Source organism: Bilifractor sp. HCP3S3_D3 (genome assembly GCF_052063915.1).
Classification (GTDB): Bacteria; Bacillota; Clostridia; order Lachnospirales; family Lachnospiraceae; genus Bilifractor.
The window spans coordinates 78,819-97,302 of the sequence record NZ_JBQHWP010000012.1 but is presented as its reverse complement, the minus strand read 5'-3'; the positions used below and the strand labels follow the sequence as shown (position 1 = coordinate 97,302).

19 protein-coding genes are annotated in these 18,484 nt (G+C 47.4%); all 19 read right to left on the bottom strand.

The features are described 5' to 3' along the window. The 19 genes from ACTNDI_RS08840 to ACTNDI_RS08750 all read right to left on the bottom strand — a co-directional run bounded on the left by ACTNDI_RS08840 (position 1) and on the right by ACTNDI_RS08750 (position 18,450). On the bottom strand, positions 1-540 hold the full coding sequence (locus ACTNDI_RS08840) for an acyltransferase (RefSeq protein WP_441100620.1): 540 nt from the start codon (positions 538-540) through the stop codon (positions 1-3). After that, positions 537-1,127, bottom strand: a complete 591-nt coding sequence (locus ACTNDI_RS08835; protein ID WP_441100619.1) for an acyltransferase — start codon at positions 1,125-1,127, stop codon at positions 537-539. Before ACTNDI_RS08835 ends, ACTNDI_RS08840 begins: the two co-directional genes overlap by 4 nt. After that, positions 1,127-2,209: a glycosyltransferase family 4 protein gene (locus ACTNDI_RS08830; RefSeq protein ID WP_441100618.1), complete on the bottom strand. Its 1,083-nt coding sequence runs from the start codon at positions 2,207-2,209 to the stop codon at positions 1,127-1,129. Before ACTNDI_RS08830 ends, ACTNDI_RS08835 begins: the two co-directional genes overlap by 1 nt. A 21-nt stretch (positions 2,210-2,230) precedes the next feature. After that, positions 2,231-2,968 carry a WecB/TagA/CpsF family glycosyltransferase gene (locus ACTNDI_RS08825; RefSeq protein ID WP_441100617.1) on the bottom strand — a complete coding sequence of 246 codons (738 nt, stop codon included), beginning with the start codon at positions 2,966-2,968 and terminating at the stop codon, positions 2,231-2,233. 16 nt (positions 2,969-2,984) lie between these two features. Next, positions 2,985-3,944, bottom strand: a complete 960-nt coding sequence (gene manA, locus ACTNDI_RS08820) for a mannose-6-phosphate isomerase, class I (protein WP_441100616.1) — start codon at positions 3,942-3,944, stop codon at positions 2,985-2,987. After that, positions 3,944-5,281: a sugar phosphate nucleotidyltransferase gene (locus ACTNDI_RS08815; RefSeq protein WP_441100615.1), complete on the bottom strand. Its 1,338-nt coding sequence runs from the start codon at positions 5,279-5,281 to the stop codon at positions 3,944-3,946. Before ACTNDI_RS08815 ends, manA begins: the two co-directional genes overlap by 1 nt. Before the next feature lie 13 nt (positions 5,282-5,294). Beyond that, positions 5,295-6,962 (bottom strand): phospho-sugar mutase, encoded by a 1,668-nt coding sequence (locus tag ACTNDI_RS08810; protein WP_441100647.1) that lies wholly within the window; start codon positions 6,960-6,962, stop codon positions 5,295-5,297. A 686-nt stretch (positions 6,963-7,648) separates the two neighbouring features. Beyond that, entirely contained in the window at positions 7,649-8,050 is a 402-nt protein-coding gene (locus ACTNDI_RS08805; RefSeq protein ID WP_441100614.1) for a hypothetical protein, read from the bottom strand. 161 nt (positions 8,051-8,211) lie between these two features. Then, positions 8,212-8,394: a hypothetical protein gene (locus ACTNDI_RS08800; protein WP_441100613.1), complete on the bottom strand. Its 183-nt coding sequence runs from the start codon at positions 8,392-8,394 to the stop codon at positions 8,212-8,214. A 91-nt stretch (positions 8,395-8,485) separates the two neighbouring features. Continuing rightward, a complete protein-coding gene (locus tag ACTNDI_RS08795; RefSeq protein ID WP_441100612.1) occupies positions 8,486-10,198 on the bottom strand; it encodes a recombinase family protein in 1,713 nt (570 codons plus the stop codon). Beyond that, complete coding sequence (locus tag ACTNDI_RS08790; protein ID WP_441100611.1) at positions 10,198-11,100, bottom strand: hypothetical protein; 903 nt, start codon at positions 11,098-11,100, stop codon at positions 10,198-10,200. Before ACTNDI_RS08790 ends, ACTNDI_RS08795 begins: the two co-directional genes overlap by 1 nt. A gap of 180 nt (positions 11,101-11,280) precedes the next feature. After that, positions 11,281-11,433, bottom strand: a complete 153-nt coding sequence (locus ACTNDI_RS08785) for a LysM peptidoglycan-binding domain-containing protein (RefSeq protein ID WP_441100610.1) — start codon at positions 11,431-11,433, stop codon at positions 11,281-11,283. 48 nt (positions 11,434-11,481) lie between these two features. Then, entirely contained in the window at positions 11,482-12,555 is a 1,074-nt protein-coding gene (locus ACTNDI_RS08780) for a glycoside hydrolase family 25 protein (protein ID WP_441100609.1), read from the bottom strand. A 118-nt stretch (positions 12,556-12,673) separates the two neighbouring features. Further along, complete coding sequence (locus ACTNDI_RS08775) at positions 12,674-12,943, bottom strand: phage holin family protein (RefSeq protein WP_441100608.1); 270 nt, start codon at positions 12,941-12,943, stop codon at positions 12,674-12,676. 3 nt (positions 12,944-12,946) lie between these two features. Then, positions 12,947-13,276: a hypothetical protein gene (locus tag ACTNDI_RS08770; RefSeq protein WP_441100607.1), complete on the bottom strand. Its 330-nt coding sequence runs from the start codon at positions 13,274-13,276 to the stop codon at positions 12,947-12,949. A gap of 18 nt (positions 13,277-13,294) precedes the next feature. Then, positions 13,295-14,155, bottom strand: coding sequence for a hypothetical protein (locus ACTNDI_RS08765; protein ID WP_441100606.1), 861 nt, complete (start codon positions 14,153-14,155; stop codon positions 13,295-13,297). Next, a complete protein-coding gene (locus ACTNDI_RS08760; protein WP_441100605.1) occupies positions 14,145-14,939 on the bottom strand; it encodes a hypothetical protein in 795 nt (264 codons plus the stop codon). Before ACTNDI_RS08760 ends, ACTNDI_RS08765 begins: the two co-directional genes overlap by 11 nt. Further along, on the bottom strand, positions 14,936-16,324 hold the full coding sequence (locus ACTNDI_RS08755; protein ID WP_441100604.1) for a hypothetical protein: 1,389 nt from the start codon (positions 16,322-16,324) through the stop codon (positions 14,936-14,938). The genes ACTNDI_RS08760 and ACTNDI_RS08755 overlap by 4 nt, the downstream gene beginning before the upstream one ends. Continuing rightward, positions 16,321-18,450, bottom strand: coding sequence for a hypothetical protein (locus tag ACTNDI_RS08750; RefSeq protein ID WP_441100603.1), 2,130 nt, complete (start codon positions 18,448-18,450; stop codon positions 16,321-16,323). The genes ACTNDI_RS08755 and ACTNDI_RS08750 overlap by 4 nt, the downstream gene beginning before the upstream one ends. Positions 18,451-18,484 lie beyond the last annotated feature (34 nt).

The following is an 18,484-nucleotide window of genomic DNA, read 5'->3' as shown; positions in this document are numbered from 1 at the left end:
TTAAATCTCCTTTAATATTTTGATTGGCACTCCGCCAACGACTGTATGCGCGGGAACGTCTTTATTTACAACTGCCCCTGCTGCTATCACAGCTCCATCACCGATGGATACCCCAGAAAGAATCGTTGCATTTGCGCCAATCCAAACCTTGGATCCTATAATTACAGGTTTCGTTACATACTCGTTCCTAATACCATTTTGATCCACCATATGATTATGGTCGACAATCACAATATTGTTAGCAAAATTGCAGTCATCACCAATTATGATATTGTCTGCACAAGTAATAGAGCAGTTGTGATTAAAGAAAACTCTATTTCCAATCTGAAGATGCCCCTGCTGAAAAGTCTTAATATAAAGAGGACCAGCCGACATTAAAAACTTTCCTATGCTAAGTTTTGTTCCTGCAGCTAACTGTATAATCAAATTTCCTCGAATGGCATTTAAGCAATGCCACTCAATTCTGGATCCATATTTTGCTTTATATTTAAGATATAGAATAGTAGACTTGATCCCATGAAGACACTTGATAATCTTCATAGGGCGTTACCCTCTAATGAAGGAGCGGCGCAGCTCCAATCTGATATCTTAATTCTGTAGTTCTGTCTCGAATTTTTCTTGCCGGGACACCCTCCCCATATTTCATAAGGCGGTATATTTTTTGTCACAACGGCTCCGGCTGCTACAACTGCCCCATCCCCGATTGTGACCCCCTGCAGCACAATAGCTCCAGTCCCAATCCAGCAGTGACTTCCAATCTTTACAGGTTTAAAATCCGCAGTATAATCAGGATCATCAACATCATGACTCCCCGTAATTATCTTCACATGACTGGAAATATTTGTATTGTCTCCGACCTCAATACCACCTCTTGCATCTAACTCAGCAAACCAGCCAACTGCAACTCCATTACCAAGTTTCAATCCCATAGGCAATAACACTTCTACTCGTCTGCACGGAAGAGTTCTCTTACCAATTTTGGCGCCAAACAGTTGTAGCCACCATTTACGAAGATGTCGACTAGGGATCTTATTGATGACCACATTACCAAATAAGACAAGCGCATAATATGCTGCCTTTTTCGGCTTGGACATTGAGTTTCCGAGGCTCTTATGATGTTCTTTCATTACAGCTCCTCATAGTACTTGATAAATCTATCTTTAAACGTCTCAAACGAGAACTCCTTCTGGAACTTTTCCTGCGCAGCTAATTCAAATTGTTCCAGCTTATTTCGATTCTCAGCTAATTCTACACTCTTCTCTGCAATTACATTTCCGACTCTTGGCGGTACCAAATATCCATTTATGCCGTCGTCTATTATTTCTACTGTCCCATCAACTGCAGTGGCTACAACTGTTCTTCCAACACTGAAGGCCTCGATTGGCGTCAGAGGTAACCCTTCCCAAAGAGAGCTAAGAACAACCAAATCTAGCTGGCTCATAACGTTCTGAACATCCTTACGGAAGCCAAGCCAGATCACATCCTGCTCAAGATGCCGTCTTGCAACTCTCTCTTTTAGTGATTGTTCTAATTCTCCGGCACCAACAATAATGAATTTCGTTTTTGGGTGTCTCTTTAAGATGTCTGGCATCGCATCAATGAAGTACTCGAAGCCTTTCTGCTCAGTTAGTCTACCAATATTTCCTATTAAGAAATAACCTTTATCATGAAGTGCTGTCAAAGTTAAATCTGGAGCAACTGGCCCAGCAAATTTCTTGACAGCATTATGGATCGCAGTTACGTCATGCAGATTGAAGATTTCTCCCAGATTCTTTTTTACCATCTCACCACAGGCGATCAGATGAGCGTGCCTATATGAGAATTGCGTCAGCTTTATTTTATTATAAAAGGTGTTATGACTTGTATTGATAAAGATTCGGTTCCGATATAATCCAAGAAGCGATACATAGAAAGCAGCCATTCTGTGATGCGTATGAATGACCGTGATCTTTTCTTTCTTTACCACATGTCGAAGAGTTTTTGAAACGGTCAGTATTGTCCCGATGCTTTTTTTCTCGATATCCGGGATCTCATAAAACTTGATATGGAGTTTTTCCAGTGCTTTTTGATCAAATCCTTTTCCTGCGCAAACGACGATTTTGTTCACAAGAGGATTGAAGATCTCGCAGAGTTGAAGAATGACATTCTCTGCACCGCCATGAAAATTTGCTCTTGATATAAATAAAATATTCTGATCTGCCAGGTTCATTGATAACACACTTTCATGGATTTATTTATATTTCCACACCAATTTGAATATAATTCTGTCATCTACTAAATACCGCTTTGCCAGTCTCTTCGGATCCTGTGTGATCCTGAACAACCATTCCAGTCCATGATCCGCCATCCACTTTGGAGCTCTCTTGATATGTCCGGCTTCGAAATCCAGACTTGCGCCAAGTCCGAGCGAGATCGGTACCCCTAATCTTTCACGATTGTGATATATGAACTTCTCCTGCTTCGGAGCGCCAAGACCAACAATCAGGATATGCGGTTTTGTCTCGTGGATCATATTGATGATCTTATTCATTTCATCTTCGTTTTTCTCGAATCCGTAAGGCGGTGAATAAGTACCAACCACTTGCAGTCCCGGATAGCGATTGGAGAGATTAATAGCAGCCTTCGCTGCAATCCCCTCTGCTGCCCCAAGAAAGAACATCCGGTAACCCTTTTTAGCAGCTCTTTCGCAGAGGCGCGGGAACAGGTCCGACCCGGAGATCTTCTCCTTAATCGGGGTGCCATATAACTTAGAAATCCAGATCAGCGGCTTTCCATCGCAGAGAATAAGATCTGCATTCTTATAGACTTCTACAATTTCTCCTCCACGCTCCAATTGGATGATGTGGTCCACATTTGGAGTGACAACGTAAGCGTTCTTATTCTGCTTAATCAGATCGTCAATCGCATCGAGAGCCTCATTCATTGTAAGATTGTCTATTTCTGTATTCATAAACTTAATACGCGACATATCTACCCCCACCTACTTAACATCTAATCTTCAACAGGTCACATTCGCCAATTACATGGCATCTTCCAAGTCCTGCGGGAAGGAAAATGCAACTTCCCTTTTGGAATCTCAACGGTCTGTTGCTTCCGTCTGTCTCCAGACCACCTTCTCCATTTGTACAGAGAAGCACCTGGAAAGAGTTCTTCATCACCGAGAAAGAAAATCCTTTAGTAACCTGAATTTTTTCTGTTTCAAAATACTTGCACCGACAAAGCATTTCTCTGGAGCATCCGTAGAAATACCGGACATAGCGTGGTTTCTGACTGGTATCACCGATGGGATTCATATTGAGAACCTGCACCGCCTTGCCAAAGTGAAGCTCTCTGAGGTTTCCATTCTTATCTCTCCGGTTGTAGTCGTAAAGCCGATAGGTCAGATCGGAACTCTCCTGAATCTCTGCAAGAAGAATTCCCTCTCCAATCGCATGAACCGTTCCAGACTCAATGAGGAACACATCGCCTTTATGAACCGGCACATAATGGAGATCGTTCTGCAAAGTGCCCTCTGCGATATCCTTCTCTAGGATCTCCTTTGTAACCTTGTGCTCAAATCCCCAGACGAGCTTTGCCCCTTCTTTTGCCTCGAGCACATACCACATTTCCGTCTTGCCGTTTTGTCCGTTTTCATATTCTCTGGCATACTCATCAGAAGGATGCACTTGAACAGAAAGATCCTTTGCTGCATCAATAAACTTAATGAGTACAGGGATCTTGGTATTCTTGTTTCCCACATACTCCGGATGCATCTTGATGATCTCAGCGAGCGTCATTCCTTTATACTCTCCTGAGATGGCATAACATGGGCCGTTTGGATGAACCGAACACTCCCATGTCTCTGCAAGTGGAGTTGATTTAATGTCCTTCCCATATTCTGTTTTCAATCGGTTACCACCCCAGAGATAATCCTTCCCTGACGGTGCCAGCAAAATAGGCGACATTAAATTCTTCCTTCTACAAACCTGCTATCAAGTGGAAATTTCTTCTTATCGTCAAAAGTGATTTCTTCCCCAACTTGTGTTTCCAATGCAATGATTTCAGTCTCAGCAATGAGAGTATGTTTGCATCCAGCTGCCATGGTAACGATGTCACCTGGACGAACAATTTGCTCCATGCCGTCGATGACAGTCTTTCCATTACCACTTAGAATTGTGATGGACTCGTCTCTTAACTCATGACAGTGATAGGAGGTTCGTCTTCCGGCAGTCAGTTTAACCTTTAGAAGACGGTATCCTTCTCCAGCGTCCAGTACATGATAAGATCCCCATGACTTCTCAATATACTTTGCCTCTGTGGCAATCTTCTCCACATATGGCTTCATATATCCGGAGCGCTCTTTATCAGCGACAAGAATTCCGTCACCGGATGCAGCGACCACCATGTTTTTCTCGCCCATAACAAGGATAGGAATATCCAGCTCGTTTACGATATTTACGTTCTCACAGGTCTCATCAACAATTGCATTACCCTTGATCGGATTCGCCATAACCTCGGACATGGTGTTCCATGTGCCGACATCCTTCCACTCTCCGGAATAGCGAGTCACCCGAATGGAAGGCTCTTTCTCTACTACTGCATAATCAAAGGAAATTTTCGGACACGATGCGTATTTGGCATAGAGATCCTTATAATCTTTAAAGTCAAGCATCTCGTGTGCTTTCTTTACGAGATACTCCAACTTGAAGGCAAATACACCAGCGTTCCAAAGAGCACCTCGTTTTAAATATTCTTTTGCTGTTTCACTATCCGGTTTTTCCTTGAATTCTTTTACGATGCTGACCTGATTCTTGGTCTCCGGGATGATGTATCCATACTTTTCAGAAGGATATGTAGGCTCAATGCCCATAAGAGTCAGATTAGATCCACCGTTCTTTACTAATATCTCCAATCCTGCTACTGCCTCATAGTAGGAATCATCCACATACGGATCGACCGGGCAAACTACAACTGCTTCATCATCACTTACATTCAGTTCATCATGCAGATAAGTTGCAGCCAGTGCGATTGCCGGGAAAGTATCTCTTCTCATCGGCTCAATACAGACTGACACAGAATCGCCTAGCTGGTTGTGGATAGCAGCAACCTGCGATTTGGATGTTGCGATCGTAACCTTGGCATCCTTATCCACTCTGGAGATTTGACGGAAAACTCTCTGAACCATGGATTCATAGTTTCCCTCCTCATCTTTAAAGAGCTTGATGAACTGTTTGCTTCTTACATCATTAGATAACGGCCACAGTCTTTTGCCGGATCCGCCTGAAAGTAAAATGATATTCACGACTTATCTCCCCTTACTGCATGTATTCTGTCATCTGGTCTGCGATCTTCTGTTCTTCAGACTTCGCTGTCTCCATAGAGTTCGCAGAGATGGAAATGTAAACCTTGAGCTTCGGCTCTGTTCCGGAAGGACGGACTACCACCGAACTGTTGCCCTCGATCAAAAATTTCAGAACATCCGACTTCGGAAGGCCGTTCAGCCCTTGACTGTAGTCCAGTGTGTTTTCTATCTTTTTATCGCCAAACTCAGTCATCCCCTGGTGAAACCTCTTCATAATCTCCTGCATCTTCTCAAAGCCTGCAGATCCATCGAACTCATAGGAATGAAGGGTGTTAAGACGATATCCGTATATCCTATAAAGCTCATCCAACTTATCCAGGAGAGAGATTCCGCGTGTCTTGTAATATGCGAACATCTCACAGATCATGAATGCCGCATCCACAGCGTCTTTGTCGCGGACATAACCACCAGTCAGATATCCGTAGGATTCCTCAAAACCGAAGATGTAATCATCCACATGTCCCTGCTTCTCCAAGATGCCGATCTGCTCACCGATAAATTTGAATCCCGTAAGGACATCAATCGTTCTCACACTGTAATGGTCAGCGATCTGCTTCCCCATATCGGAGGTAACAATGGTCTTGATCATCACCGGGTGCTCCGGCATAGTTCCATTCTTGATCCGTTGACTGCAGATGAAGTCAAGAAGGAGAAGCCCTGTTTCATTACCAGTCAGCAGCTGGTATTCCCCTTCGCTGTTCCTTACCGCAATGCCGCAACGGTCACAATCAGGATCGGTCGCTAGCATCAGATCTGCGCCAACCTTCTTGCAGTACTCAAGCCCCAATTGCATTGCTTCGCGTATCTCCGGATTCGGATATGGACAGGTTGGGAAATTTCCATCCGGCTGTTCCTGTTCCTTCACTACGTTGATATTGGTAAATCCAGACTCCTTTAATGTCCTCGTTACGGGTATCAAACCTGTGCCGTTAAGAGGACTGTAAACAATAGCAACATTCCGGTCGATGTCTTCCTTTACGACGGACTGTTTCTTTACCTCTTCGATAAAGGATGTCAGCACTTCATCCGGGATATAAGTGATCTTGTCCTCTGCCTTGAGCTCCGGAATCTGCACATCAAAAAAATCAACGGCTTCGATCTCTTTCAAGATTTCCGTCGCTGCTTCTGTAGTGATCTGACAGCCATCATCCCCATATACCTTGTATCCGTTATACTTGGATGGATTATGGGATGCGGTTATCATCACACCTGCTGATGTATGTAAATAACGTGTAGCATAAGAAACGGTCGGAACCGGATTGAGCCTCGGCCAGATATTCACAGAAATGTGATTTGAAGAGAAGACAGATGCTGCAACCTTGGCAAATACATCTGATTTGATACGGGAATCGTAACCTATTACGACTGATGCCTTTGTACCATATTTACGAAGAAGATAATTACTGAGGCCCTGTGTGGCTTTTGCAACCGTATAGACATTCATCCGGTTTGTACCTGCCCCGATCGTGCCTCTCAGTCCGCCAGTGCCAAATGCAAGATTCCTGTAAAATGCGTCCTCGATACCTGATTCATTCAATCCCTTTAACTCTGGAATCAGATCCGCATCTGCTGTTGCTTTTTGACACCATCTTTGATATTCCTCGCGGATCTTTTCACTAATCATCTACTCTTCTCCTTAAATTTATGCTATTCTTCGGGTTAGCATTCTATCCCTCATCTTCGTTTTATAAGCCAGAAAGTCTTCCAAACTTCCCGTGAATGAATTCCATAAGAATCCCAGTACCTACTCTTCCATTCACCCGCGGGTCTAATTATTCTCTCGCCGTTCAATCACTGACCAACCCATGAATGAATGCCGGAGTATGGAATACAAACGTTCATAAGCAAGCGATTGTTAAGCTCAGTGAGGAAAAGGCACCCCACGAATCGGTTCATCGCTATATATTGCGGTATCGAATTCGTACAGCTACTAGATATTGATTTGTTAAGGGGTATTACCACGATATGAGGGAAGGATCGTGGGAATCGGCAGAAATGCCCGGGAATAGGAGATTTTGAAAAAGGAATAGATAGGTACTATAGTCTATAAGTCATAATCACCCCTATCGTGATTATGAGTCTGATTATGAGCTTGATTATGGACTATATATAATAAGGAAGAAACTCGTTCCTGATTAGGGGCTTAAGAATGATGGAGCGACTCTGGGAGGTGAGACTAGATTCCTCCTCCCGGAAGGTGGCAGCAGCTCGCTCGAAATGTGTATATATAATAAGGAAGAAACTCATTCGAAAAGGACAAAAAAAGAAGACCCCCACAGAAGGGATCTTCCTTGGATAAATAGCATTTTAGTACACGCCCTTGATCATCTGAACCATTGGCATATCCTGATCCGGAACTTTTGTCAAAGTCTTAAATCCATTGTTCTCATAAAAAGAGATCAGCTTTGGCTCATTGTGGCATTCGATCATTGCGTATCTACCGCCTACTGCATTCACAGCACTCGCGATTACATCAATAGCACACTGTAGCAATTCACTTCCAGAAAGATCGGAATTGGTATATCGTGAATCTCTCGCCAGCTGTCCGATGAGATAAACCGGGAATTCTTGAATTGGAATTCCATGCATCTTTGCATTGAACCCGTCCAACTTCTTCCGTATTCTGTTTGACTCATGCTCTGAAATCGTCAGGATTTTTAATGCAAGTGAAATATACCCACAAATCACAAATTTGCTGTCTTCAGCCATCAACTTATCTGCATCAACAATAAGATAGGTTCTTGCTTTTGATATTTTTTCAAATTCAATGGCACGATTGTGCAGGAAGTTTTCGATATCCTCATCCTCCTTGCACACAAAAGAAGACAGGATTTCTGAAACCCTGTCTTCGGAAAAGTTCTCGTCATCAATTAACGTTTTGAGTGGGAAAGATAATGTCTTAATAGTTCTTCACTCCTTTTCCTATCTTCATAAGAAAAAGGATGTCTGGATGAAGGCTTCTTCGGCTTATCGGCAGTGAGAATTTTAATTAAATTATCCGCAGACTCGTCGTCATTGATTACGATTTTGCGATCAAATGTACTTGTTGCCATAGTGCAGTCCTCCTTTCTCTTGACATACTTCTTTAACTTAAGTATACACAAAATTGCAAAAAAATCAAGCCCGCCTTGTCTTCTGCTCCGCTCACTTCTCCCTAAACATCGGCTTATCCAGAACCACCTGATACTCTTCCATCACCAGGGAGGCGTTGCCCTGCTCATCGAACTTTCGGTATCCCATGAATGCATTCAGGGTTCGCTGATTCCTTATGCTCCTCAGTTTCACACCAAACCTTGTGGTGTACTCTGCCTCATCGCCGATCAGGTCCATGTTCGTAAAGTACCTCTCTGCAAAGGCTCTGTCGAAGGTTAAGATGTCAGGAGTTTTCTGGATCTTGTCGTCTGTCACCTTGGTCCTTCCGTGCTTCACCATGGAGTAGGCTCCGGGGATGATGTACCCTTCCACGGTCCGCATCAATGTTCCCTGCGCGTTGACTCCGTTGACCATGAGCGGCCTTCCGGTCTTTGTGGTAGTCGGTAACTCCGAGAGCGCCTTCAGAAAGTCCTGGTACTCTTCCATCATCTGGTCTACTTCACCCTGTGGAGCTTTGCTCAACCGTGCCGCATCGTACTTCTCGTTGAAGTCCATCGCAATATCCGATCCGTCTCCGTAGGTCTCGTAGTCTTCCTTGCAGACGTAGAGCATTTCCATAAAGCTCTGCTCCAACGTAAACGCATACCATTTCTCGCCGGTACTGTGCTTTCTTATAAATTCTCGCCGGAAGTAGTAATGCCCTTCTCCCCGCTCGTCTTCATAGTTCTGTACTGACCGTTCATTACGAGATTTGTAATAGTCTTTGTCGTGTATAAGGTTCAACAGCTTAAACGGCGGTTTTGCCCGGTTCTTTTTAAAGTTCTCAAGTTTTGCCGCTTCCCTGTCCTTTGTGATCTGGTTACATTCCTCCCAGAGTTCCCGGGAAACCAGCGGTACGTGATGATCCTTGATGTAGTAGGATTTGGCTTCTCCTTCATTCTTCTTGCAGATCTTGTTCTTCCGGTCGACGGTGATCGTCTTTTGCATCTGGACATCGCCCTTATACTTCTCGTTCTTCATCAGCTGGATCACGGTAGACGGATACCAAATCTTCCCACCCGGTGCCGGAACGCCTCTATCCATCAGGTCTTTTGCGATGTCCCTGGATGCCCAGCCCTCCCGGTATTTCTCATAGATAAAGCGAATGGCTTCCCCCTGCTTTGGATCAATCTCCCAGCTTCCATCTTCGCCTTTCCGGTATCCGTAGATTCGGTTCGGGTTGACCAGCGGATCTCCGGCAGCAAACTTTCTGCGGATCGTCCAGGTGATGTTCTCTCCCGTAGAGTCGCTCTCGCTCTGGGCAATGCCGGTCATGATTGTGAGCAGAAACTCAACACCCTTCTGCATGGTGTCCAGATTTTCCTTCTGGAAGTAGACCCCGACCGGCGGGTCCTGATGCAGAAGTTCATTCACAATGGTTAATCCATCTACCGTGTTTCTGGTAAAGCGGGAGATGGACTTTGTGATGATGTAGTCGAACATTCCCGCCTTTGCGTCCGCGATCATCTGCTTGAAGCCGTCTCTTCCCTTGGTGCTCATGCCGGAGATACCGTCGTCTGCATAAATTCCCGCGAAGATCCAGTCTTTCTGCGCTGCAATGTACTGCTTGTAGTAGTCCATCTGGTTCTGATAGGAGTTTTCCTGATCTTGTTCGTCTGTGGAAACCCTACAGTAAGCAGCCACACGGACTCCTTTGGACCGCTCCAGGGTATCGGCAGTCTGGAAGAATTTCTTGGTTGCCGGTAGTACAGTTATCTCACTCATTACATGGCCTCCTCTCTTCTTAGCAGTCTCTCAGTCCTTAATGCTTCCCGGTTTTTCCTTGTCCTTTCGAGGATCTTTGGCATGGCCTCCTCTTTCCAGGCATCATACTTTTCTTTCGTAGGAAAGCCAGTGTATCCGGTAAGGTGGCGGTACAGTTGCTTTCGATCCTCTTTATACTCCGGGCCTGTCATGCCAAGGCGTACCAGCCAGCTTCGAAAGATGAACTTGTCGCTCCCGTCCCGGTTCTCGAAGCTGCTTGCCTTTCTCTGATTGATCGCCGCCGCATTGATGAAATTGGTAAGGGTCTGACAGGCATGAAGATCAACATCTCCGTATCCGGTGTAGATCAGAAGGTCTCCCTTTATGGTAAGGCCCTGAATCGCTTTTCCGTGTTCTTCCTCGTAGGTTTCCACAGCGGTAAGGAAGTTTCGGACTCCATAGACCGCCTCATCCTGCATGTTGATCCATGCAATGAAATCATCATCGATCGCAAAGTGCCCAAGCGTGGCATGGTTCAAGACAGTCTGGTGTGCGCGGATCAGGTGAACTAGCCTTAGCAGGCTGTTTCCTGTGTGCTGGTTCAGCGGCACGGCGATCCCGACTTCGGTTTCCTTTGATTGTGGCATCACCAGCTTTTTCTCTGGCCTTTTTGGCTCTTCCGGTACCTGTTCCGGCTTGGTCTCCTCAAACACCTCATCTGTGAGGATCATCCTCTCCCTCGCAAGAGTCGGAACCACATTTTGCTCATCCTCTTCAAAGGACAAAATCATGTTGCTGTCCACCGTGTAGTTTCCGACCTGGTAGGCCATACTCGGAATTCCGAGATACTTTGATTTCTGTCCGGTAAGATCCATCATCCGTTTGATGATTTTTTTCTTATCGGTAATGATTGTGTATTCCATGTTTGCATGTCTCCTCTCTGGTCTATTCATCACTCTAAAACCTGTTTATAGCAACGAATAAATCCCGCAGAAACCACCAAACCTGACCATTCACAAAAGGTCAGAAATTGGTAGATCTGCGGGGTAATGCAGGCACTATATCTTCGGTTACTTCACTCTGATCTTCCATCCCACCTGAATCTAGTTTACATTTCTGATCAGAGAGGCATTCATCTTCTGGATCGCAGAAACACTCGTTCCATATCTTGCTGCGATTGTGGAGAGTGTATTCCCTCTCTGCACCGTATAGTAAATGCCCTGCGGCCTGCTCTGTGCGTGAAGCAGTTCATTCACCTTTAAGCATCCTTACCGGGTGCTTTTCATTTTACCCAGTTGCCCGATTTAAACCTTCTCGATGCTGCTCCGTTTGACTGCCGCCGTGACTGTCCCGTTGACACCAATGACTACACGATCACCAGTGATTTCCATCACCGTATAGGTGCCATACCAGACAGTGAAGCGTCTGCCATCATAGGTCACAGGATGGATAACTTTTACCTGGTCACCGACAGAAAGATTATCACCAGAGGAAGGAGCATTCCCTCCACCAGATACTTTGGTAAGGTTAGCTGCATTAACTGCTGCTGTCACCTGACCGCCGATGCCAATCACAACCCGGTCACCTGACACTTCCATCACGGAGTATTCGTTGTACCAAAGTTTGAAAGGTACTCCATCATAAGTCACTGCATTGGTAACCTGAACAACATCGCCAACGGCAAAGCCGGAACTTCCTGGCTGTGATGGTGCAGGAGAAGGTGCTGGTGTAATCTGCACCGGTTTACTTCCCTTGCCATAACCATTGAAGCCTCCGGCAGTGATGACAGAAGGATAATCCTGATAGGAAATATCCAGATCCACATTGCCATTAATACCGAAAATTCTGCCAGAAGATGAATACTGCCAGATTCCGTATGCTCCGCCATAGGTGCACTTTGAAGCATACTGGGCTACCCAGTGCGTGAAAGACGTGAGTCTGGAATCATCCATCCGGTCACGGAATCCGGAATAGGTAGATCCATAGATGCCAGCAAAGTATCCTGCCGCCTCAAGTGCCCGACAGAATGCGATCGTTGCCTCTGTAATTCCTGCTTTTGCAGATACAGGCTGTGCTTCGTTATCCATAAAGACTGGATATTCAAGCTGCTTGCCCTTAAGCTGCGCAAGAAACCTCTGGGCATCAGCTTCACCATCCTCTGCCGATGTGCAGGCAGGTCCTACAAAGTAGTATGCTCCGACAGCAATCCCATTTGCTTTTGCTTCCCGATAGTTTTCTTCCCATCTGGGGTCCGTATAGAAGCCAGCATCCGATCCGCCCGCCTTGATGATCGCAAACTGGATGCCTGCAGCCTTTACCTTTGCCCAGTCAATGTCTCCCTGCCAGTGGCTTACATCAATTCCTCTGAATTCACTCATGTGTTTCTCCTCCTTCATTCCAACAAGAAAAGCCCTCCGGGTTTTGGAGCCCGAAGAGCCAAACGTAACATTGCTCCCTTTACGGAAGGAGCTTCCGAGATATGAGGATCACCTCCTCTCACGCATCTGTCTTGGTGAGCTGCTTGTAGATCTGGTTTACACCAGTCGCTGCAAGACCGGACACGATGCCGACAGCGAGGGCATTGATGACATCCTTTGCCGGAAAGTCCGGCATGAGATACAGTCCCGCAACGCCGAGCACCGCACCAACGCATCCGCAGATCACCGGGATCAGCTCATCCTTCACCGAGCCAGCTGCCTTGCAGCCGATGCCGACAAGGTAGGCGATCACTGTGATTGCCGCCACACTTGCAATTCCAAAGTCCATAAGTCATTCCTCCTTTTCTTTATTTCTGTCTGCCGAAAGCGGCAGTTCCAGACACTTCTTGTACAGGGACTCTCCGGTGCCATTCCCACCGAGTGCCTTGTACGGCTTGTACAGGTACTCAAGGTTGCTCCGATCCTCAGGAGAGCACCATCCCCGAGCAATAAAAAAGCTGCAGGCCTGATAAATACGGTCATGCAGCAGTGCCATCATTCCTTCTTTAATTTCATCGTTCTCCTGCTTTCGCCGGAGCAGCGTCCGCCAAAGCCACGTGAGGACGGCAAGGATCATGGCAAAGAGCTCCTGAATCCAGTATTTCAAGATAAAGTCGATCAATGGAATCACCTTCCTTCTTTAATCTTCCACATACACCATGAGGTACTTGTACTTGAGCGTTGCCTGGTTATAAGCCATCAGAGTTGTCTCATCGTTAGCAACACCATCGGCAAACTTGAAATGCCCGATCTGATCCGCATCTGGATAACTTCTTGTTCCGTTATCTTCGCTATCTATGATGCACTTTCCTGTTGTGGCGTAGAAGCGGAATCCGTTATAGGTATCCATGTCCGTTGACAGGGTTCCGTCCGAAAGCTGTACTTCCACGACTTTCAGGCGGATATCCGGATCACTCTTCGTGATTGAGGATCTCTTCAAATGCACAGCGCTGTTTGCGGGATAGGTAATGAAGCCCCTCCCGTCATCCACGTCCAGCGCAAGCTTTGTCACCGCAGCGACGTTCTTGATGTGATCGAAGGAGGGCTTGCCTACTTCCGTGACCTCCCCGGAAGATCCTCCAGATCCGGATACCGGAAGAGTCAGCACCTGTTTGGTTCCTTCCGAGGAGCGGATGGTGAGCTTGCCGTCACTTAGTTCAAAGGTGTAGGTCGTATCCGTAAAGAGGGCTCCTTCTGGGACATCGGATTTTACAGTATGACCGCCAAGGGCTTCTGCATTTTTCTGGATGGCATTGGCGTTTTCCTTCACGGCAGCTTTGATTTCCGTATCGTCATAAGCGGTATCCGTAAAGACCGCATTCTCAGGTACGTCGCAGGCCACCGTGTGCCCGTTCACCTTTGCGGCATTGTCCACAACTCCGTCCCCGTCGGCATCAAACTCCGCTACTTGTTTCACCTCATCAATCAGCTGGTTCACTGCCTCGCAGAGCCGCTTGATCACCTTGTGCGCTCCACCATACTGGATCTTCTTAATCGACATTGAAGTACGCCTCCTCCCGCTTCTGCGCACCGGTGTTCCGCGAGACATACCGCTCGAGATCAGTGAGGATCTGGTCCGTTGTATTGAGGCGATCCACCAGTTTGTAACTGTCGATATACGGATCAAAGTAGGAAAGATTCTCCGGCTCGATAAACGAGGTATCCTGCATATCATGAACGCACTTCCGGCACAGCCTCGTGGCTGCCCTCTCTTCTTCCCGGCTTGTGGCAAACCAGTGTGCATCATGCCATTTGCAGTTCCAGTAGCAGTCCGTGTTCGGAATCAGAATATAGCGGTACTTCTTTGGCAGATTTCTCAACGCATCGAGGTGACGGGAGAACCAGTAGAACAGCACGATGTGGTCGTACATGGAGAGATCCCGGCTCTGGATGTCTGCCGCTGTAAGAGCGCTTGTGATCGAAAGTGTGACCGAGATCTCCGGATGTCTGCTCTTTGCGGCAATCGCCAGCGCATCCTCGCTGATCGTGAAGATCCGAATACCAAGGTTGTAATACTTCTCCAGAGCGTCCAGTGTCGCATCTCTTTGCATCAGCACGCAGAGTGGAAGCCCCAACTGCTGCAGGCATTTCAGGCGAAGAACATACTCCTCATAGGATTTTGGATACTCCTCTCTGGTCTCGATGTCCTGTCGTGTGCTTATGGCATCCTCCTTCCATGCCGGAAGGTAAATGCAGCGAATGTACGAAAAAAGCTCCCGTTGTCGCGAGAGCTTTGGAATAAAGTCGTAGGAAAAGTTGTAAGGGAGTTCATACTGCTTCTTCATGCGTCCTCCTTATCCGTCAGCGTATACGTGATCTTCATAGTCTGTGAGGCGTTCTTTGTGATTGGCGACGACAGGTTGTTGATCGTGCCAAGATAGGCGCATCGGAGTGCGGTGCGGATCCGGTCGTTGTCGTAATACCCGTCGTAGTGATAGGTGGCAAGGAGCTTCCCATCAGAATGAAGAATCGGTGGAATCTCGATTGCAGCTCCGTCAACCGCCTCCTCGGAGTGAGACGCATCCGGATAAAGGAAGCCGGTCTTGTAGTAGCTGTCCCCGTCCTTCTGGTACCGATACTGGTACTGAATGCCTCCGTTATAGAGCATCGGCGTCATCCCATCGAAGGTTCCGCTGTTATCAAAGGTAAAGGTCTTGATGTCCACCGGATTGGACAGGTTCACGATGTAGATACCGTGCTCGTCATAAGATTTGGCATAGAGATATCCCTTGTTGACCACAATCGAATAGTCACTTCGTGAAGCCAGATGTACCCCGGCTAATGTGATCACTTCCTCCGGCTGTTTCTCAAAGGAAAGATCGGACATCTTGTACTTCGTGAGATAGAGCTTCGCATCGTTCTTCTCGTTCCCCTCATCGTAATAATAGTTGTAGTAGGTGTTCCCGTAAGAGGTGTAGCTGCTGATCCGGTTGTTCTGCGTGATGAGGTAAAGGTAGCCGTCCGTGCCGGGCATCCAGTATTTTGCCGGGCCGATATTGCTAAAGTTCTGGTAATCCGGAAGCTTAAGCGTCGTCACCGTTTCATACGGGAGAGTAAAGGAACCATAGGTCTGGTCTGCGACCTTCACCGCATAGGGATCAAATCTTCCCCGCTGCACCGTCACACCATCTGAGTTCAGCCAGTACACAAACTCATCCTGAACGAGGAAGGGTCTCCCGTTATGCTCTTTGTTCTCGATGGTGTCCATGTCACAGTAGAAATCCCCGCAGACCTGTCTCTGGAAGGGATTTACTCCGGCATAGGCACTCGTCAGAGCAACCGACTGGATGGTTCCGTTTGCCTGTGCAGTGCCAAAGTCCCAGACGGAAACATAGCCGGTATCCGTTTTATGTGTCTCGATCGCATTCAGAGATCCCCGCATCGCATCATCCGTGTTGGTATCTCGGGAAGCGTAGCCCACAAGCTTTGCCTCTGTCGGGAAGTTCGTATTGTTCACGTCTTCGGTGAGCTTTCCATCAAAAAGCAGGATGCCGCCGAGCGCATTCTTTGCGATGGGAAAGACGTTATAATTCATCGATCTTCCCATCATGGTCTGGAAGGCAATCAGCTCCTGCACAGCATTGGTGACGAGGTTATCTTTCTCGTATTGAAATTCGCGCTCTCCGGTATCCGCATTAAAGAGCTCGATTTTGGTATGTCCTTTGATCATTCTTCCACCTCTTTCGTAAAGATCTGGATGTCCGTAAGTGTTCCTTTCTCGTGGATGATTGCCTTCAGCTGAATGGATCCATTGAGCTTTTCTGCCCACTGCTTTTTGGTGATCTCCTTCATTGCTGGAGCAAACATGCCATAGGATTCCTTCGTGGTATCCGGCGTGATCCAGCCATTGGCGTATTCCCACCAGGTACTGCCGTGATCGAAGGAGGCGAGGAAGTTTACGTTATTGCTGTCACAGTTCGAAGTAACGGAAAGGATATGATCCGCGGCATTGTCCGACGTCACAAGTTCCGCGATCGTCACACCATCCTTCAGCTTCCATGCGCCATCCTTCACCTCAATCTCATCGTTGCTGTAGGTGACGGTATCGAGATGCTCCGTATCAAACCGGTGCAGAAACTTCACCGCGCCAATGGCAGCCGTGATCGGCTGCAGCACGCTCGCAAGAGACATCGACGGAACGATATCGGAATAGCCTGTGGTTTCAGGCGAGAGCAGGCCAACGGTTACGGAAGCATCAAAACTGCGATACACCGGAAACAGGTTCATCTCCGGAACCGTATCATAAACAGAAATGGTGCCATCCCACGCACCGCTTCCTGCGAGTCCCTGTCCTGCCATGTAAGCTCTTGCATCCCCACGTGCGATGTGACAGCTTCCTCCTGAAGCGGAGAGCCACACCTCAAAGTTTCCGGTAAGGTTTGCCGTGCTGTTCCAGGTGAACAGAAGATGCAGAAGGTGCGTCCCGTCCGGCAGCATTTCCACCGGGATGTAGTCTTTGATCTCCTCCCCATTCAGGTAGTAGGTGACTGTCATCACCACATCGGTATCAGACAGGAGTTCCTCGGTTTCCGTCTCCATCGTGTCGAGCGTCAGCTTGATCTCCGCGTGGAAGTCAATGTGGGTATCCTTCACCGTGACATAGCGGATATCGATGATCTTGGCTTTTGCTGTATCCGCGATGTCGAAATCAGCAGCGTTCTGGTAATCGTAGTAGCGGATATAGTCCTGATTCTCATTGGAGGACAGGATCCCCTGCAGGTTCTTGTCCGTCTTAGACTTTGCCGATGCCAGAGCCGGATCCTGCCCTACGCCCTGCATCGTGAAGGACTTGTTGTACTGGAACGTGAACTTTGTCATGCAGAAGAGCTTATCCTTATCAGCAAGCCCATCGGTAAAGCGGAACACGTCCATGAGATCATAGGCGGGATTCCCGATCAGCTCCGCCTTAAACGGCACGTAGTCAACCTTCGAAAGTGCGGTGAGGATAGCCCTTCTCTGTGCGTCCTTTTTCTCCTCCACACCATACTGGAGGAAGGGATCCGAGCCGATGTTGTAGGTAAGGCCGTCATCCGTATCAAGGGCATAGTAGGATGTACTCTTCGCATCAATATTCACAACAGAGAAGCCGGTGTATCTGGTTGAGAAATCGGAGAACTCACACCCCATGAAGCGGTGCTCTGTGTCGATCTCATCCACCACTGACTGATCGTAGGCACGGACATAGATCTTTCCATCCCGTCCGGCGTAGACATTGGCGGCAATCGAGGCAGCCACCCACGAAACAAAATCCCGCCAGGTTTCGATATCTGATTCACTATAAAGGGAAAGCTCATCCGAGCCGTTTGCCATTGCCGCGAACGCTTCACTGGTAGTTCCAAGAGAGAGGCCACAAGCCGTACAGGCTGTCAGCATCAGGTTGTAGGCGGTACCGTTGATGGACGTGACGGAGCAATTCTTATCGAACTTTGCCATGTGATCGTAGGCTTTGATCACCACACCGGAAGCGGTATGTTTCGCAGAGTCTATGGTGAACACGCCAAGCGGCACATCCTCGAAGCTTCCGTCTGCAAGCCGCATTCCGAAAATCGGTGCGATCTCCTGGCCCTTCCAGCTATACCGAGGAATCTGCAGATTCATGAGCGTCACATCCAGTTCCCCGATGTAGACCTGTCCGATCTGGACGGAGGAATCATCCGAGCACTGGTTCGTGATGGAGAAGGATCCGGATAGGATGTTGTCATCTGTAAAGGACACCCTCCCGACTTTTCCAGTCATCCGAAATCTCTGCACCGGCTGCTTCATGGCAGCCCTATATGCATCACTTACGCTGTACATTCCACAGCCCTCCTTTCCCACTGTCTCATCACAC

Coding starts and splice junctions, on each gene's coding strand:
- ACTNDI_RS08825 (WP_441100617.1), bottom strand. CDS start 2,968: ATGTCGCGTATTAAGTTTATGAATACAGAAATAGACAATCTTACAATG.
- manA (WP_441100616.1), bottom strand. CDS start 3,944: ATGTCGCCTATTTTGCTGGCACCGTCAGGGAAGGATTATCTCTGGGGT.
- ACTNDI_RS08775 (WP_441100608.1), bottom strand. CDS start 12,943: ATGGACTTTGGAATTGCAAGTGTGGCGGCAATCACAGTGATCGCCTAC.
- ACTNDI_RS08800 (WP_441100613.1), bottom strand. CDS start 8,394: ATGGCAACAAGTACATTTGATCGCAAAATCGTAATCAATGACGACGAG.
- ACTNDI_RS08830 (WP_441100618.1), bottom strand. CDS start 2,209: ATGAACCTGGCAGATCAGAATATTTTATTTATATCAAGAGCAAATTTT.
- ACTNDI_RS08835 (WP_441100619.1), bottom strand. CDS start 1,127: ATGAAAGAACATCATAAGAGCCTCGGAAACTCAATGTCCAAGCCGAAA.
- ACTNDI_RS08765 (WP_441100606.1), bottom strand. CDS start 14,155: ATGTCGATTAAGAAGATCCAGTATGGTGGAGCGCACAAGGTGATCAAG.
- ACTNDI_RS08760 (WP_441100605.1), bottom strand. CDS start 14,939: ATGAAGAAGCAGTATGAACTCCCTTACAACTTTTCCTACGACTTTATT.
- ACTNDI_RS08840 (WP_441100620.1), bottom strand. CDS start 540: ATGAAGATTATCAAGTGTCTTCATGGGATCAAGTCTACTATTCTATAT.
- ACTNDI_RS08790 (WP_441100611.1), bottom strand. CDS start 11,100: ATGGAATACACAATCATTACCGATAAGAAAAAAATCATCAAACGGATG.
- ACTNDI_RS08780 (WP_441100609.1), bottom strand. CDS start 12,555: ATGAGTGAATTCAGAGGAATTGATGTAAGCCACTGGCAGGGAGACATT.
- ACTNDI_RS08750 (WP_441100603.1), bottom strand. CDS start 18,450: ATGTACAGCGTAAGTGATGCATATAGGGCTGCCATGAAGCAGCCGGTG.
- ACTNDI_RS08795 (WP_441100612.1), bottom strand. CDS start 10,198: ATGAGTGAGATAACTGTACTACCGGCAACCAAGAAATTCTTCCAGACT.
- ACTNDI_RS08755 (WP_441100604.1), bottom strand. CDS start 16,324: ATGATCAAAGGACATACCAAAATCGAGCTCTTTAATGCGGATACCGGA.
- ACTNDI_RS08805 (WP_441100614.1), bottom strand. CDS start 8,050: ATGGCTGAAGACAGCAAATTTGTGATTTGTGGGTATATTTCACTTGCA.